We start from the raw sequence: 16067 nt of genomic DNA on the forward strand, positions 1-16067 counted from the left end.
GAGCCCCGTAGCGCTGATCCGCTGACCGCAGCGGTGACCGAGAGGACCCCATGCCCGACGCCCCCGCCCTCTCCCGGCACCGTTCCTGGCGACGTCTCGGCCTCGCCGCGCTCGCCGGTCTGGCCGTCACGGCCGGCCCGCTCGTCGCCGTCCCTGCCTCAGCCTCTCCCGCCGGAGACGAGCTGGTGATCAGCGAGGTCTTCGCGCGCGGAGGCTCGGCAGGCGCGACGTACCGCAACCGCTACGTCGAGCTGTACAACCCCACGGGAGGCGCCGTCGCCCTCGCCGGGCTCTCGCTCCAGTACCGCTCGGCGACAGGAACGGCCAACCCGTCCACGACCGTCGCGCTCACCGGATCGGTCCCGGCCGGCGGGCACTTCCTGATCGCTGGAGCGAGCAACGGCGCGAACGGCGCCGCGCTTCCCTCACCCGACCAGACCGCCAACGGACTCAACCTCGCCGCGGCCGGAGGCACCCTCTTCCTCGTCGAGGGAACGGCGACCCTCGTCGCCCCGCCGACCGGCGCGGCCCAGCAGCCCGCCTCGGTGATCGACCTCGTCGGCTACGGCAGCTCCGCCACCTTCGAGGCCAGCGCCGCGCCGGCGCCAACGCTGACGCAGTCGATCGCACGCGTCGACTCCGCCACGGGCGACACCGACGTCAACTCGGCCGATTTCGCGGTCGGCGAGATGACGCCGCAGTCCTCGGGCGCGGGATCCGGCCCGACGCCCACTCCGACTCCGACGGCGCCTCCCACTCCGACGCCCACTCCGACCGCGCCGCCGACGACCGCGCCCACGGTCTCGATCGCCGAGATCCAGGGCACCGGCGACGCCTCCCCGCTCGCCGGGCAGACCGTCACCACCACGGGAGTCGTCACCGCGCGCTACCCCTCCGGCGGCTACAACGGATACGTCATCCAGACCGCGGGCAGCGGAGGCGGCGGGGCGCGCACGGCCTCCGACGCCCTCTTCGTCTACTCCTCCGCCACCGTCGGCTCCGTCGCGATCGGCGACTCCGTGCGCGTCACGGGGGCCGTCAGCGAGTTCAACGGCCTCACCGAGCTGACTCCCACCTCGGCCGCGGCCGTCGTGCGGCTCGACGCTCCTGCCACGGCGCCGACGCCATCGGCCGTGCCTCTTCCGCGCACCGCCTCCGAGCGAGAGGCGCTCGAGAGCATGCTGATCGCGCCCACCGGCGCCTTCACGGTCACCGACACCTTCGACCTCAACAGCTTCGGATCGATCGGTCTGGCGTCCGGCGACTCGCCCCTGCTCACGCCCACCGAGGTCGCCCGCCCGGGCTCGAGCGAGGCCGCGGCCATCGTCGCCGACAACGCCGCACGCGCGATCACCCTCGACGACGGGGCATCGATCAACTTCCTCGGCTCGACGGCCAACAAGGCGATCCCGCTGCCCTACCTGACCCCCACTGCCCCCATTCGCGTGGGAGCCCCCGTGACCTTCACCCGCCCCGTCGTCCTCGACTACCGCAACGGCGGTTGGGCCTTCCAGCCCACCACCCCGTTGACCGCGGAGAACGCCTCCTCGGTGCAGCCCGCGACCTTCGCCAACACACGCGAGGCGAGGCCGGCGGCGGTCGGCGGCGACCTGTCGATCGCCTCCTTCAACGTCCTCAACTACTTCCCGACGACAGGCGACTCGATCCCGGGCTGCACCTTCTACACCGATCGCGACGGCGACCCCGTGACCGTCAACGGCGGCTGCGACGCCCGTGGGGCGGCGAACGCCGACGACCTCGAGCGCCAGCAGGCCAAGATCGTCACGGCCATCAACGGGTTGGGCGCGGGAGTCGTCTCGCTTGAAGAGATCGAGAACTCGGCGAAGTTCGGCAAACCACGCGACGAGGCCCTCGCCACTCTCACGGCCGCCCTCAACAGCGCCCTCGGCTCCGAGCAGTGGGCGTATGTGCCCTCGCCCTCCGCTCTCCCCGCCCTCGCCGACGAGGACGTCATCCGCACCGCCTTCCTCTACCGCACGGCGCTCGTCGAGCCCGTCGGGGAGTCGACCATCCTGAACGACACGGTGGCGTTCTCGAACGCGCGCAAGCCGCTCGCGCAAGAGTTCCGCCTGATCGGCGACCCCTCGAGCGAGTTCGTCGCGATCGTGAACCACTTCAAGTCGAAGGGCTCGGGGACGGGGGCTGACGCCGACCAGGGCGACGGGCAGGGCGCCTCGAACGCCTCGCGCGTCAAGCAGGCGACCGCGCTCGTGGACTTCGCCGACCGCCTTCAGCACGAGAAGGACACCGACCTCGTCTACCTCCTCGGCGACTTCAACTCCTACTCGGCGGAGGATCCGGTGATGGTCATCACGAACGCCGGCTACATCGACCAGGGCGCGAAAGACGGCAAGTACTCCTACGCCTTCGACGGCGCGGTCGGCTCGCTCGACCACGTCTTCGCTTCCCGGGCCGCCGACGCGACCGTCACGGGCGTCGACACGTGGAACATCAACAGTGGGGAGTCGGTGGCCCTCGAGTACAGCCGCTACGACTACAACGCGACGATCTTCTACGACACCTCGGCCTACCGCTCTAGCGACCACGACCCGGTGGTCGTCGGCCTCGACCTGCCCGAGGACGCGGTGGAGGTCAGCGCGCTCGCCACGTACGGCGCTGCACAGACGGTCGAGACCGGGGCGGCGATCGCCTCGCGCGGAGTCGAGGCGCGTGCCTCCGACGGCTCGCTCGTGGCCGGCGCCGAGGTGACCTTCACGATCGACGGTCCGGCGAGCTTCGCCTCCGGAAGCACCTCGGCCACAGGAGTGACCAACGCGGCCGGCGTGGCCGTCGCGCCGACGATGACCGCCGGCGGCTCAGCCGGGTCGGTACGCGTCACCGCGACGGCCGGGAACGCCTCGGCGGTCCTTCCCGCGATCACCGTCGTCGTGCGCTCGGCGACGATCGACGTGTCCGCCGCCGCGAGCACCGGAGTCGTGGGCGGCACGGTCACCGTCACGGTCACCGCGACGAACAACGGCAGCGCTCCCGTGCAGCTCACGGTCTCGACCCGCTACGGCGCGAAGAGGTTCGCCTCGGTCGCCCCGGGAGCGAGCGTCAGCTACACCGCCAAGTCCTACCTCTCCTCCATCCCCGCAGGGACTGCAACGGTCGTGGCGGTCGCTGCCGACGGCTCTCAGCGGACAGTGACGGCGCCCTACTCCGCCCGGAAGGCGAGCTGATGCCCGCCTCCGACAGCACGTCCGCCTCCCGACCCGCCACGACTCGACACCTGGAGCCTCCCATGCCAGACCAGACCCTCTCCCGCCGCACCCTCGTCCGCAGCGCGGGCTGGACCGTGCCTGCGGTAGCCGTCGCGGTCGCCGCCCCGATGGCCGCCGCCTCCGGGGGCACCGCGTCCAGGATCACGGTGCTCAGCGAGCAGCGCCAGTCGATCGAGGAAGGCGTCACCCTCGTGGTCGTGGTCAACGACTCCGCCGGCCAGCCGGTCTCCGGCCTCGTGACGGCGGAGCTCCCCGACACGGGAGCAGCGGTGTTCCTGTTCCCCGACGAGGGGACGCGCGGGTTGCGGGCCTCCGTCCGCGCCGACGACGGCGGACTCGCCGTGTTCCCGGTGGATGCCTCCGCGCCCGTGTCGCTAACGGTGCAGCTCGCGAGCGGCGGCTTCTCGACGAGCACGTCTCTCGAGATCGTCGAGTGAGGCCGCGTCGGCACTCGGCCTCGGGTGTCGACGCGTCACCTCGCCTCCGCCGCACACCGTGCGTAGGCTGGTCGCGTCACCAAGCGGAGGAGTCGACATGACCGACGTGTGGGGGTCGCCCGACCCGGCGTCACGACGAGACGCCTCCCCCGGCAGCGACGCGGTCCCGTCCGATCCCGAGCGCTCCGGCTCGCTGGCCCGAGCCGCCCGACCCGAGGACGTCCAGCGCGCGCAGGCCGTCCGCGAGCTCAAGCGCCGCCGCGAGTTCCTCGGCACTCTGGGCGGCTGGGCGAGCGTCTCGGCCATCACGACGGTCGTCTGGATCGCCACTGGCGCGGACGGCTACTTCTGGCCGATCTGGCCGATGATCGGGCTCGGCTTCGGAGTCGTGAAGCACGCGACGACGATCTGGGGACCGACGAGGAAAGAGATCACCGAGGAGGACATCGCGGCCGAGATGCGCCGCCGCGAACGGCCTGGGCGCTGAGCCAGGCCACCGCTCACGCCTGCCGCGCTCACGCAGGCTCTCTCGCAGACCGGCTGGTACAGTGCCGAGTGAGCGCGCCGGCGGCCCGATCGGCGAGGCTCACGGCACAGCGTGGCGCGCCGGTTCCGAGGCGTGCCGCCTCCGGCACCGCCCCCTGACGGTTTGGACACCCTTGGCCGATCCCACCCCGCCCTTTCTGCCCGCCCACGACCTTCCGCCCCGGCGCCCGAGCCGGCGCGCCGTGGTCCTCGGGGGCGTCGGCGTCGGCCTAGGACTCGCCGGCCTCGGCGGAGCGGGCTACGCCGCCTATCGCGTCCTCGTCCCGGAGGACTCCCCTGCCGTGCCCGGCGACCCGAACGCGCCAGCGCCCGAGCTGCACCTGCTGCCCGGTGTCCCGGCTCCGGTGGCCTCCTTCGGACCCAACGGCACGCACTGGCCCTCCCTCACGCCGTGGCTCTCGGGCGACGTCGACCTCGAGGTCGAGGTCGAGTGCTCGTGGTCGGCGATCGGCGAGGCGATCACCTCGGCCGTCGCGAAGGCAGGACCGGCCGACATGGTCCGGATCCTGGTCGCGCCCGGCGAGCTGCCGGGTGGCGGCGCCGGTTCGAGCTCGGCGCCGATGATGCAGGACATCGGCTCGCGCGACCGCGCGAACCGCATCCTCGTCTACCCGCGTGACGGCTACGGGAGCGTCACCACGGCGAACTCCTGGCGTCTCCTCCGGGTCTACGGCGTCGCCTTCGCGGGCATCGTCACCACGGGCGCGTTCCTCGCGAGCGGGTGCACCGGCTCCGCCTTCGCTCGGATGAAGACCAACGCTTACAACGTCTACGGCGTCGACGACACCGACTTCACCGAGAACATCGAGCTGGTCGAGGTCGTCGTGCCCGACGCCCAGCTGCGCGACGAGGACGTCTCGAGCATGCGCACGCCGACCGACGGAGCGGGGGGCCTCCGCTACATCTACCGGATCGCCTGCTCCACCGCTCCCGCCTTCAAGAAGAAGGGCTCGAACGCGCACACCGACACAGTGCAGCTGTCGGGCCAGGGCGGCAACTACTACGGCGACATCACCAGCATCGACTGCATCGACTTCGCCTCGACCAACTCCGCGTTCCAGATCGGCTCGGCGTCCAACGTCCGCTACGAGCACTGCCTCGTGATCGGCGGCGACCTCGTCACGCGCGTGTTCCCGCTCCCCGCCGGCGCCGACACGGGAGGCGGCTACAACGCGTCCAACGGCCCCGGCGCCGACTTCGGCTGCACCGCGGTCGACAGCGTGTTCGTCGGGCCGATGGGTGCCGCGACGTGGGCGTCGGTCACGAACTCGCGCGTCGGCTATGCGACGAGCGGCTCCGACCCACGCGAGGGATCGTGGACGATCGACCCGTCGATCCTGGAGTGGAGTGAGGCCGACGTGCGCGAGCGCAGCCCGCAGACCACCGACGACTACCTCGCGAGCATCTGGAGCTGAGCGTCCGGGGACGCGCCGTCGTCACCGCCCGCCGGTTCCCTCCGTGCCGTCGAGACGCCCCACGGAGGTGACCCGCACGACGGCCGCTCCGGCCTCGTCCGACTCCGCGAGGTCGACGGTCGCCGAGATGCCCCAGTCGTGGTCGCCCGCCGGATCGTCGAGGATCTGCCGCACGACCCAGCGGTTCGGCTCCTCGGTCACGAGCAGCATCGCCGGGCCGCGCGCGTCGGGGCCGATGCCGATGCTCGCGTGCTCTCCGTAGTAGTCGTCGAGCGCCGCTCCCCACGCGTCGGCATCGAAGCCCGCCGCGGCGTCGAGTTCGCCGAGCGCCTCGTGGTCGTCGAGCGCGGCGAGCGTCACCCGGCGGAACAGCTCGTTGCGCACGAGCACCCGGAACGCGCGGTGGTTCGCGGTCAGGCGGCGCGGGGCGGGAGGCACGATCGCCTGGTCCGCCGCGTGCAGAGCCGGGTTCACCAGCTCTTCCCACTCATCGACGAGGGAGGAGTCGACCTGTCGCACGAGCTCGCCGAGCCACTCGATCAGGTCGTGCAGCTCCTCGTTCTTGAGCTCGTCGGGGATCGTCTGCCGCGCCGCGCGGAACGCGTCGGACAGATAGCGCAGCACGAGGCCCTCCGAGCGTGAGAGCTTGTAGAAGGCGGTGTACTCGCCGAACGACATCGCGCGCTCGTACATGTCGCGCACGACCGACTTGGGCGACAGCTCGAAGTCGCGCACCCACGGCTGGGCGGCCGTGTAGGTGGCGAACGTCGCCTCCAGGAGCTCGTCGAGCGGCTTGGGGTGTGTGACCGCCTCGAGCAGCTCCATCCGCTCCTCGTACTCGATCCCCTCGGCCTTCATCGCGGCCACCGCCTCGCCGCGCGCCTGGAACTGCTGCGCGCCGAGGATCGGACGGGGGTCGTCGAGCGTGGCCTCGAGCACCGAGATCACGTCGAGCGCGAAGCTCGGCGACTCCGGGTCGAGCACGTCGAAGACGGCGAGAGCGAACGGCGAGAGAGGCTGGTTGAGGGCGAAGTTCGGCTGCAGGTCGACGGTCAGGCGGATGCGCACCACTCCATCCGCGCCGATGCTCTGCTCGACGACTCCCGCCTCCCGCAAGGTGCGATAGATGCCGAGCGCGCGCCGCGCGAGCTGGAGCTGCCGCTTCCACGACTCGTGGTTGTCGAAGATCAAGGCGTGCACGTTCGTATAGACGTCGCCGCCGCGCGCGATCACGTTGAGCAGCATCGCGGAGGTGATGGTCATGTGCGAGGTGAGCGTCTCGGGCTCCGCGTCCATCAGCTTGCGGAAGCTCGGCTCGCCCCAGCTCACGAAGCCCTGCGGGGCGCGCTTGGCGACCCATTTCCTCCGCTTCTTGGGATCGTCGCCCATCTTGTCGAGAGCCTTGCGGTTCTCGGACTCGTGCTCGGGCGCCTGCACCACGACCGTGCCCGCGGTGTCGTAGCCCGCGCGACCGGCGCGTCCCGCGATCTGATGGAACTCACGCGCCGAGAGCTGCCTCATGCGCGTGCCGTCGTATTTGGTCAACGCCGTCAACACGACCGTGCGGATGGGGACGTTGATGCCCACGCCGAGCGTGTCCGTGCCGCAGATCACCCGCAACATGCCCTGCTGGGCGAGCTGCTCGACGAGACGGCGGTACTTCGGCAGCATGCCCGCATGGTGAACGCCGATGCCCAGGCGCAGCAGCCGCGAGAGGGTCTTGCCGAACGCCGTCGTGAAGCGGAAGCCCCCGATCACCTCGGCGATGCGGTCGCGGTGCTCACGGGAGGCGATGTTCGCGCTGGTGAGCGCCTGCGCGCGCTCCAGGGCAGCGGCCTGCGAGAAGTGCACGACGTAGACGGGCGATTGGCTCGTCGCGAGCAGTTCCTCGATGGAGTCGTGGATCGGCGCGATCTCGTAGAAGTAGTGGAGCGGCACCGGCCGCTCGACGCCCGTGACCCGAGCGGTCTCGCGCCCTGTGCGCCGGCTGAGGTCGGCGGCGAGCGCCGTCACATCACCCAGGGTCGCCGACATCAGCACGAACTGCACGTGCGGAAGGGTCAGCAGCGGCACTTGCCATGCCCACCCGCGCGCGGGGTCGGCGTAGAAGTGGAACTCGTCCATCACCACCTGGTCCACGGGCGTCTCCGCGCCGTGCCGCAGTGCCAGGTTGGCGAGAATCTCGGCCGTGCAGCAGATGATCGGAGCGTCGGGGTTCACCGAGGAGTCGCCGGTCACCATCCCGACCTGGGATGCGCCGAACACGTCGACCAGCGCGAAGAACTTCTCGGACACGAGAGCCTTGATCGGTGCGGTGTAGAAGCTGCGCCGGCCGGAGGCGAGGGCCGCGGCGTGCGCGCCGATCGCGACGAGGGACTTCCCCGTGCCAGTCGGCGTCGAGAGGATCAGGTTCGCGCCGGACGCGATCTCGAGCATCGACTCGTCCTGCGCCGGATACAGCGGCAGCCCGCGCGACTGCGCCCATTCGGTGAACGCCAGGTACACCGCGTCCTCGTCGACGCGCCCGTCCGCATCGGGCGTCGGCATCCGGTCGAGCAGCGTCGAGGTCATGGCCCCATCCTCCCAGGCGGGCGCTGCGTGCCGGTCCGCGCCTCCGCTCAGGCCAGAGCGCGCTCGATCGAGACCAGCAGGGCCGGTGCGAGCCGCAAGGCCCCCTGTTCGGCCGCCTCGAGGAGGGCCTGCGCATCCTCCGGGCGGCGCTCGCGGAACCAGCGGTCGACCGGCACGCCGTGCTCGGGGCGCGAGAGGACCTCGATCGCGTCTCCCGCCTCGAGGGAACCGCGGCGGAGCACGCGCACATAGGCGCCGACACGCCCCGCCTCAGTGAAGCGGCGCACCCACTGGGGTTCGTCGAGGACGCGCTGGAACGTCGCGCAGGGCGTCCGCGGCATCGTCACCTCGACCTCGACGGAGGCCCCGATGCGCCAACGCTCGCCGATCACTGCGCCGCTCACCTCGAGCCCCTCGCTGCGCAGATTCTCGCCGAATCGACCCGGAGGCAGCTCCCGCCCGAGCTGCTGCTCCCACCACTGCGCGTCCTCGCTCGAGTAGGCGTACAGCGCCTTGTCCTCGCCCCCGTGGTGGGCACGGTCGGCCTGCACATCGGCGTAGAGACCAAGCTCACGAACCACGACAGGCCCCTCGACGGGCCGCTTGTCGATGGCGGTCACGCCGACCGTGCCGGGGTCGGGCAGGAGGCGGGCGACGCGACAGACGGCGAGGAGTCGGGGCATAGGGTCATGGTGCCATCGCTGACGTCGCCGCGTGAGCGACGCGACGGCCCGTCGGCCCGGCCACCGGCCGCGATCAGCCCCGACGCCTCGCCAGCACGCGGGCCAGCGCGCGCCTCCCGAGCAGGAACATGCCCAACACCACCGCCGTGACGACCACGAACCCCAGCTGCACGCCCTGCTCGGAGGCGGCCCGCAGCACCATCCCGCCCGCCACGGTGACCGCCCAGACGACGAGACCGGAGGGCACGATCCGCTCCGGCGTCTGCCACGAGCGCGACACGACCCAGCCCAGCAGGAGGGCGGCGAGGAACGGCCAGAGCGTCGTCAGCACGCCGACAGCAGTGAGGTCCTCCTCGTGGCTGGCTCGCCCGATGAGCGCGAACACCAGCACGAGCACGGCATCGAAGGCGAGGCCCAGGGCCGCGCGGCGGTTCACGCCGGCTCCGTCACGAAGTCGATGAGCTGCTCGACCCGGCCCAGCAGCGCGGGCTCCAGATCGTGGAAGGTGCGCACCCGGCCGAGGATGCGCTGCCAGGCCCGAGCGATGTCGGCCTGCTCCTCGTGCGGCCAGCCGAGCGCCGCGCAGATCCCGTGCTTCCACTCGACCGTTCGTGGGATCTCAGGCCAGCGCTCGAGACCGAGGCGGGCGGGCTTCACGGCCTGCCAGACGTCGACGAAGGGATGCCCGACGATGAGCACGTGCGCGCCGTGAGGGCCTGCCGCGACCGCGTCGGCGAGACGCGACTCTTTCGACCCGCGGACGAGATGGTCGACGAGGACGCCGATGCGCCGGCCCGGGCCCGGGCGGAAGGCGCGGACGACCTCGTCGAGGTTGTCGACGCCCTCGATGTACTCGACGACGACCCCCTCGACGCGCAGGTCGTGTCCCCACACCTTCTCGACGAGCTCCGCGTCGTGGCGGCCCTCGACGTAGAGGCGGCTCGGCAGCGCGACGCGCGCCTTCGCGTCGGCCACATGGAACGAGCCGGAGGCGGAGCGGGCGCGTCCCAGCCCGGCGTCGCGCTTGAGTCCGGGGGCCTTGAGCGACACCGGCCGGCCGTCGAGGAGGAACCCCGGGCCGAGCGGGAACACCCGAACCTTTCCGAAGCGGTCCTCGAGCCGCACCATGCGCAACTCGACCCCGAGCACGGCGCCGACGAAGCCGGAGGCGACCTCCTCGACCACGAGGTCGCGCTGGGCCTCGACGACCGCCACCTCGACCCTGTTCTTCGCCCGCCAGTCGCCGGCGAGCACGTCCTGCCCGTACCTGTCCTCGTCCATCGGGTCGAGGGTAATCGCAGTCCCGCGCCAGAGCCCGCGCAGACACGGCGGAGGCAGCTCTGCTTACATGAGCAGGTGACCGAGGACCTCGAACCCGCCGCCGAGCTGTTCAAGGTGCTCTCCTCCTCCTCGCGACTGCGGCTCCTGCGCGTGCTCGCGGAGGAGACGTCGACGGTCGGACGGCTCGCCGAGACGACCGGGCTCTCGCAGCCCCTCGTCTCGCAGCATCTGCGCACGCTTCGCTCCGCCGGACTCGTCGCGGTGGAGCGCGTCGGGCGGGAGGCGCACTACTCGGTCGCCGACACGCACGTCACCCACATCGTCGACGACGCGGTGAGGCACGCCCTGGAGGACTGAGCCGGTCCGTCACTCCCGAAGGGAGTCGTGCCCGGCACGTGCCGAGATGCCCGCGAGTGTGACGCCGCGAGGCCGGCTCCCGGGAAGCGTCGATTAGGCTGACGGGAAAGCACGTGCTCCGGGGTCGGTGGGAATTCCGAACCGGCGGTGACAGTCCGCGAGCCGCGCTCCCCTCGAGGGAGTGGCGGTTGACCTGGTGGAACTCCAGGACCGACGGTGAAAGTCCGGAGGAGAGGCAGCACGAGCGTCACGCACCAGCGCGGCGCTGAGCGACGGTGTCCGCGCACCGCCGATCGAGACCCCGGAGTTCGGCGACGAGCGGAAGACCGGGAATGACCATCGACTACGAGCACGCGATGCGCAGAGCGCTGGCGCTCGCCGAACGCGGCCCCGCCCGCGGCCCGAACCCGCGCGTCGGCTGCGTGATCCTCGCTCCCGACGGCACCGTGCTCGGCGAGGGCTGGCACCACGGAGCCGGGACCGCGCACGCCGAGGTCGACGCCCTCTCGCACGTCCCGCCGGGCGCCGCCTCCGGAGCCACGGCGGTCGTCTCGCTCGAGCCCTGCGACCACACGGGGCGTACCGGGCCGTGCAGTCGCGCGCTCATCGAGGCGGGAGTCGCGCGCGTCGTCTATGCCGTCAACGACCCGGGGCTGCGCTCGGCCGGAGGCGGCCTCACCCTCCGCGCGGCCGGCGTCGACGTGATCGAGGGCGTCCTCGCCGAGGACGGCGAGGAGTTCCTGCACGTGTGGCTGACCGCGACGCGCCGCCACCGTCCCTTCGTCGCCCTCAAGTGGGCCTCGACCCTCGACGGGCGCACGGCTGCGGCCGACGGCAGCAGCCGGTGGATCACCGGAGCTGCCGCCCGTCACCGTGTGCACGAGCAGCGGGCCGCGAGCGATGCGATCCTCGTCGGCACCGGCACCGTCCTCGTCGACGACCCGGCCCTCACTGCTCGGAGTGACGGAGGCGAGAACCTCGCGCACCAGCCGCTCCCCGTCGTCGTCGGTCGACGTGAGATCCCCGTCACCGCCCGCCTCCACAGCCACCCGCGCCCCGTGCGCCTTGAGCGCGACCACGACCTTCCCGCCGTCCTCGACCGGCTCTACGCCGCCGAGATCCGCAGTGTCTACGTCGAGGGCGGGCCGACACTCGCCTCCGCCCTGGTGACCGCCGGCCTCGTCGACGAGTACCTGGTGTTCCTCGCCCCTGCCCTCCTCGGCGGCCCGCGTCTCGCGCTCGGCGACCTCGGGGTCGAGGGCATCGACGGCGCGCACCGCCTCCGCCTGCGCTCGGTCGAGCTGCTCGGCGACGACCTGCTCGTGACCGCGCGCCCCGGCGCCCTGCCCGCAGGCGGTTCCGGCGCGCCGGGCCGCCTCCCCCATGCCCTGCAGATGGAGACGCACTGATGTTCACCGGAATCGTCGAGGAGATCGGTGTCGTCACCGCGAGAGAGACGAGCGAGGACGCGATCCGCCTGAGCGTGCGCGGCCCGCTCGCGGTCGAGGGGGCCCAACGCGGCGACTCGATCGCGGTCTCGGGAGTGTGCCTGACCGTGGTCGAGCACACGGCCGAGGGCTTCACCGCCGACGTGATGGCGCAGACCCTGCGCATGTCGACGCTCGACGAGGTAGCGGTGGGTGACTCCGTCAACCTCGAGCGCGCGGCGCGACTCGGCGACCGACTGGGCGGACACCTCGTGCAGGGCCACGTCGACGGCACGGCCCAGGTGCTCGACGTGCGGCCGGGAGACGCGTGGCGCGTCCTGCGCCTCTCGCTGCCTGCCGAGGCCGCCCCCCTCGTGACCGACAAGGGCTCGATCGCGGTCGACGGCGTCTCGCTGACCGTCTCGGCGATCAGCGCCCCGGAAGAGCCCGCGCAGTGGTTCGAGGTGTCGCTCATCCCCGAGACTCTCGCGGCCACGACCCTGGGCTCCCGGACCGTCGGCGAGCTGGTCAACATCGAGACCGACATCCTCGCCCGGCACGTCGAGCGCCTGCTCGCGCTGCGCGGCGCGGCGAAGGCCCGCGCATGAGTCTCGCGGGCATCCCGGAGGCGGTCGAGGCCCTGCGCGCCGGCCGTCCCGTCATCGTCGCCGATGACGAGGGGCGCGAGAACGAGGGCGACGTCATCGTGTCGGCGCAGCTCGCGAGTCAGGAGACGATCGCGTGGATGGTCAGGCACTCCTCAGGGTTCCTCTGCGCGCCGATGACCAACGAGATCGCCGATCGCCTCGGGCTCCCGCTGATGGTCGCCGAGAACGAGGACCCGCGAGGCACCGCGTACACCGTGTCGGTCGACGCGGCCGACCGCCACTCCACCGGCATCAGTGCCTCCGACCGCGCCCACACCCTCCGCGTGCTCGCGGACCCCGATTCGACGCCCGCGAGCCTGCATCGTCCCGGCCACATCCTCCCTCTGCGCGCGGTCGAGGGAGGGGTCCGGGAGCGCGACGGCCACACCGAGGCTGCGGTCGACCTGATGCGGCTCGCCGGCCTCGTCCCCGTCGGCGTCATCTCCGAGATCGTGGCGGAGGACGGCGAGATGATGCGTCTCCCCGGCCTCATCGCGCTCGGCGAGCGAGAGGGCGTGCCGGTCACGACGGTCGCGGCCCTCATCGCCTATCTCGAGGAGCTGCACGCCGAGGGTGAGCGGCCCGCTGCGGCGCCGAGCGCCGAGAGCCCCCGGGTGGCGTTCGAGGTCGAGACCACCGTGCCGACCACGCACGGGCCGTTCCGCCTCCGCGCCTACCGCGACCGCCAAACCGGGGCCGATCACGTCGCGATCCTGGCGGGCGAGGTCGCCGCAGGCAGGCCGACGCTCGTGCGTGTCCACTCCGAGTGCCTGACGGGCGAGGCCTTCGGCTCGCTCAAGTGCGAGTGCGGCCCGCAGCTCGACGCGGCGCTCGACACGATTCAGCGCGACGGTGGAGTCGTGGTCTACCTTCGCGGGCACGAGGGGCGCGGCATCGGTCTCATCAACAAGCTCCGCGCCTACCGGCTGCAGGAGAACGGGCTCGACACCCTCGACGCCAACCTCGCGCTCGGCTTGCCCGCCGATGCGCGCGACTACGGCGCGGCGGTCGGGATCCTCGAGGATCTGGGCCTCCACGAGGTGCGCCTTCTCACCAACAACCCGGAGAAGGTGCGCCAGCTTACCGATCGCGGCATCTCCGTCCTCGAGCGGGTTCCCCTCGTGGTCGGCGTGGGCGCCTTCAACGAGGGCTATCTCGAGACCAAGCGCGACCGTATGGGACACGACCTCGACGGCCGTCTCGGCCTCGACGACCACGGCACCGTCGGTGCCCTCACGAAGGAGTAGCAATGGCCGGTAGCGGCGCCCCCACCACCTCCCCCCTCGACGGCGCCGGCCTGCGGGTCGTGGTCATCGCGGGGACCTGGCACGAGCAGATCAGCGACGGCCTGATCGCGGGCGCAAGCCGTGCGCTCGACGAGGCCGGAGCCTCCTGGTCGCTGGTGCGCGTGCCCGGCTCGTTCGAGCTGCCCGTCGCCTCCAAGGCCGCGCTCGACGCGGGGGCCGACGCCGTCGTCGCTCTGGGCGTGATCATCCGCGGCGGCACTCCGCACTTCGAGTACGTCTCCGACGCCGCCACCTCGGGGCTGACGAACGTCTCGATCCAGACCGGGAAGCCGGTCGGCTTCGGCGTGCTCACGCTCGACGACGAGCAGCAGGGTCTCGACCGGGCGGGTCTGCCCGGCTCGAAGGAGGACAAGGGCCGCGAGGCGGCGGAGGCGGCGGTCGCGACCGCGCTGCTCTTGCGGTCGCTGCGCAGCTAGGCGGCGATCGAAGCCGACCGGCCGCGGGCGTCCCCCGTGGTGGGGTCGCCGAGGCCTGAACCTGGGAGAACACGGCGTAAAGTGGACGGGTCGTCATGAGCGACCCGTCACTTCTCCCCCTGCCCCGGCGGCCCGCGACGCCCGATCGACGCCCCGCCCGCCGGCTCCGGAGAACCCTCGTCCCACGGAGCCTCCCTATGCCCTCCTCGCAGCCCGTCACCGACGCGCCCCCGGCCACACCGCAGAACTCTCGTGGCCGGGTGATCCTCGCGAGCCTCATCGGCACCTCGATCGAGTTCTACGACTTCTACGCATACGCGACAGCGGCGGTCCTCGTGTTCCCGGCGCTGTTCTTCGCCAGCGAAGACGCGACGACCGCGCAACTCGCCTCGTTCGCGGTCTTCGGAGTCGCGTTCATCGCGCGCCCGATCGGCTCGATCATCTTCGGGCACTTCGGAGATCGCATCGGTCGCAAAGGCACGCTCGTGGCCTCCCTCCTGACGATGGGCGTCGCGACGTTCCTGATCGGCTGCCTCCCCACCGCTCTCACCCCGGGCTGGGAGTTCCTCGCCCCGTTCCTGCTGGTTGTGCTGCGCTTCTGCCAGGGGCTGGGCCTCGGCGGCGAGTGGTCCGGAGCCGCGCTGCTCGCGACCGAGAACGCCCCGGCGGGCAAGCGCGCCATCTACGGCACCTTCCCCCAGCTGGGCGCGCCGATCGGCTTCATCGTCGCGAACCTGCTGTTCTTGGTGCTCTCGATCACCATGAGCGACGAGACCTTCGCCGCCTGGGGCTGGCGAGTGCCGTTCCTCGCGAGCGCGGTGCTGGTGGCGGTCGGCCTGTACGTGCGCTTCACGCTCGTCGAGACGCCGGCGTTCCAGAAGGTCGTGGAGCAGGGCGAGGTCGCGAGGCTGCCGCTCGCGCGGGTGTTCGTGACCAGCTGGGCGCCGCTCATCCTGGGGACTTTCATCATGCTGGCGACCTACGTGCTGTTCTACCTGATGACCACGTTCACCCTCACCTACGGCACCGCACCGAACGCGGGCGCGGTGCCCGGTCTCGGCTATGCCCGCAACGACTTCCTGCTCATGCTGATCGTCGGCGTGGTGTTCTTCGGAGTCTTCACCCTCGTCTCGGGACCGCTGGCCGAGAAGTTCGGGCGCCGTCGCCTCCTGATCGTTGTCACCTCGGCGATCCTGGCGTTCGGCCTGCTGTTCGTTCCGCTGTTCAGCGGCGGGTTCGTCGGCGCCATGGCCGTCCTCATCCTCGGCTTCACGCTGATGGGGCTCACCTTCGGACCGATGGGCGCCGTGCTTCCCGAGCTTTTCCCGACCAACGTGCGGTACACCGGATCGGCGATGTCGTACAACCTGGCGTCGATCCTCGGAGCGGCGGTCGCGCCTATCGTCGCCGTCGCGCTGTGGAAGGCGGCGGGCGGGAGCACCGTGCTGGTCGGCCTGTACCTCAGCGCCGCGGCGGTGTTGACGTTGATCGCTCTGATCATCTCGAAGGAGACGCGTCACGTGTCCTACACGGACAACGTGTCGTAAGCGGTTCCGCTGCAGGCAGTGACGGCCCGTCGGGAGTGTCCGGCGGGCCGTCCGCGTCTCCGGGCCGCCGCGGCGGGTTCGCAGCGATGAGGAGGCACAATGGACGACGGCACGACCACGGCTCTCGCAGGAGCGCTGGAGCCGACGGCCCGATCACCGCGCTCCGCGCGATCGACGGTCTGCGCGTC

Annotated in this window: 14 protein-coding genes and 1 riboswitch; of the genes, 10 read left to right on the top strand and 4 right to left on the bottom strand. The window is 71.6% G+C overall.

The window, feature by feature from the left end:
- The first annotated feature begins 50 nt into the window (after positions 1 to 50).
- The 4 genes from ITJ45_RS09890 to ITJ45_RS09905 all read left to right on the top strand — a co-directional run bounded on the left by ITJ45_RS09890 (position 51) and on the right by ITJ45_RS09905 (position 5643).
- Positions 51 to 3203: an ExeM/NucH family extracellular endonuclease gene (locus tag ITJ45_RS09890; RefSeq protein WP_194609447.1), complete on the top strand. Its 3153-nt coding sequence runs from the start codon at positions 51 to 53 to the stop codon at positions 3201 to 3203.
- Positions 3204 to 3265: 62 nt separating this feature from the next.
- Positions 3266 to 3682 carry a hypothetical protein gene (locus ITJ45_RS09895; protein WP_194609449.1) on the top strand — a complete coding sequence of 139 codons (417 nt, stop codon included), beginning with the start codon at positions 3266 to 3268 and terminating at the stop codon, positions 3680 to 3682.
- A 97-nt stretch (positions 3683 to 3779) separates the two neighbouring features.
- Positions 3780 to 4169, top strand: a complete 390-nt coding sequence (locus ITJ45_RS09900; RefSeq protein ID WP_194609451.1) for a 2TM domain-containing protein — start codon at positions 3780 to 3782, stop codon at positions 4167 to 4169.
- Positions 4170 to 4341: 172 nt separating this feature from the next.
- The gene (locus ITJ45_RS09905) at positions 4342 to 5643 is read left to right on the top strand and encodes a hypothetical protein (protein ID WP_194609453.1); all 1302 of its coding nucleotides are present in this window, start codon (positions 4342 to 4344) and stop codon (positions 5641 to 5643) included.
- 21 nt (positions 5644 to 5664) lie between these two features.
- Here ITJ45_RS09905 and ITJ45_RS09910 read toward each other — a convergent pair whose 3' ends face one another.
- The 4 genes from ITJ45_RS09910 to ITJ45_RS09925 all read right to left on the bottom strand — a co-directional run bounded on the left by ITJ45_RS09910 (position 5665) and on the right by ITJ45_RS09925 (position 10178).
- The gene (locus tag ITJ45_RS09910; protein ID WP_194609456.1) at positions 5665 to 8214 is read right to left on the bottom strand and encodes a DEAD/DEAH box helicase; all 2550 of its coding nucleotides are present in this window, start codon (positions 8212 to 8214) and stop codon (positions 5665 to 5667) included.
- A 47-nt stretch (positions 8215 to 8261) separates the two neighbouring features.
- Positions 8262 to 8897: an MOSC domain-containing protein gene (locus ITJ45_RS09915; protein WP_194609458.1), complete on the bottom strand. Its 636-nt coding sequence runs from the start codon at positions 8895 to 8897 to the stop codon at positions 8262 to 8264.
- Positions 8898 to 8970: 73 nt separating this feature from the next.
- Positions 8971 to 9333 (bottom strand): DUF3054 domain-containing protein, encoded by a 363-nt coding sequence (locus tag ITJ45_RS09920; RefSeq protein ID WP_194609459.1) that lies wholly within the window; start codon positions 9331 to 9333, stop codon positions 8971 to 8973.
- Positions 9330 to 10178: a DUF3097 domain-containing protein gene (locus ITJ45_RS09925; RefSeq protein ID WP_194609460.1), complete on the bottom strand. Its 849-nt coding sequence runs from the start codon at positions 10176 to 10178 to the stop codon at positions 9330 to 9332. The genes ITJ45_RS09920 and ITJ45_RS09925 overlap by 4 nt, the downstream gene beginning before the upstream one ends.
- A gap of 75 nt (positions 10179 to 10253) precedes the next feature.
- On the opposite strand from ITJ45_RS09925, the gene ITJ45_RS09930 reads away from it, so the two are divergent.
- The 6 genes from ITJ45_RS09930 to ITJ45_RS09955 all read left to right on the top strand — a co-directional run bounded on the left by ITJ45_RS09930 (position 10254) and on the right by ITJ45_RS09955 (position 15879).
- Complete coding sequence (locus ITJ45_RS09930; protein ID WP_194609462.1) at positions 10254 to 10535, top strand: ArsR/SmtB family transcription factor; 282 nt, start codon at positions 10254 to 10256, stop codon at positions 10533 to 10535.
- Between the two features lie 111 nt (positions 10536 to 10646).
- Positions 10647 to 10779, top strand: a riboswitch (FMN riboswitch).
- An 88-nt stretch (positions 10780 to 10867) separates the two neighbouring features.
- Complete coding sequence (ribD, locus tag ITJ45_RS09935) at positions 10868 to 11944, top strand: bifunctional diaminohydroxyphosphoribosylaminopyrimidine deaminase/5-amino-6-(5-phosphoribosylamino)uracil reductase RibD (protein WP_228493803.1); 1077 nt, start codon at positions 10868 to 10870, stop codon at positions 11942 to 11944.
- On the top strand, positions 11944 to 12570 hold the full coding sequence (locus ITJ45_RS09940; RefSeq protein WP_194609465.1) for a riboflavin synthase: 627 nt from the start codon (positions 11944 to 11946) through the stop codon (positions 12568 to 12570). The genes ribD and ITJ45_RS09940 overlap by 1 nt, the downstream gene beginning before the upstream one ends.
- Positions 12567 to 13856, top strand: a complete 1290-nt coding sequence (gene ribA / locus ITJ45_RS09945; protein ID WP_194609467.1) for a GTP cyclohydrolase II — start codon at positions 12567 to 12569, stop codon at positions 13854 to 13856. The genes ITJ45_RS09940 and ribA overlap by 4 nt, the downstream gene beginning before the upstream one ends.
- Positions 13857 to 13858: 2 nt before the next feature.
- Entirely contained in the window at positions 13859 to 14332 is a 474-nt protein-coding gene (gene ribH / locus ITJ45_RS09950) for a 6,7-dimethyl-8-ribityllumazine synthase (protein WP_194609469.1), read from the top strand.
- A gap of 197 nt (positions 14333 to 14529) precedes the next feature.
- Positions 14530 to 15879: an MFS transporter gene (locus ITJ45_RS09955; RefSeq protein WP_194609471.1), complete on the top strand. Its 1350-nt coding sequence runs from the start codon at positions 14530 to 14532 to the stop codon at positions 15877 to 15879.
- Positions 15880 to 16067: the final 188 nt, after the last annotated feature.

Origin of the sequence: Rathayibacter sp. VKM Ac-2879 (assembly GCF_015351245.1) — a bacterium.
GTDB lineage: Bacteria > Actinomycetota > Actinomycetes > Actinomycetales > Microbacteriaceae > Rathayibacter.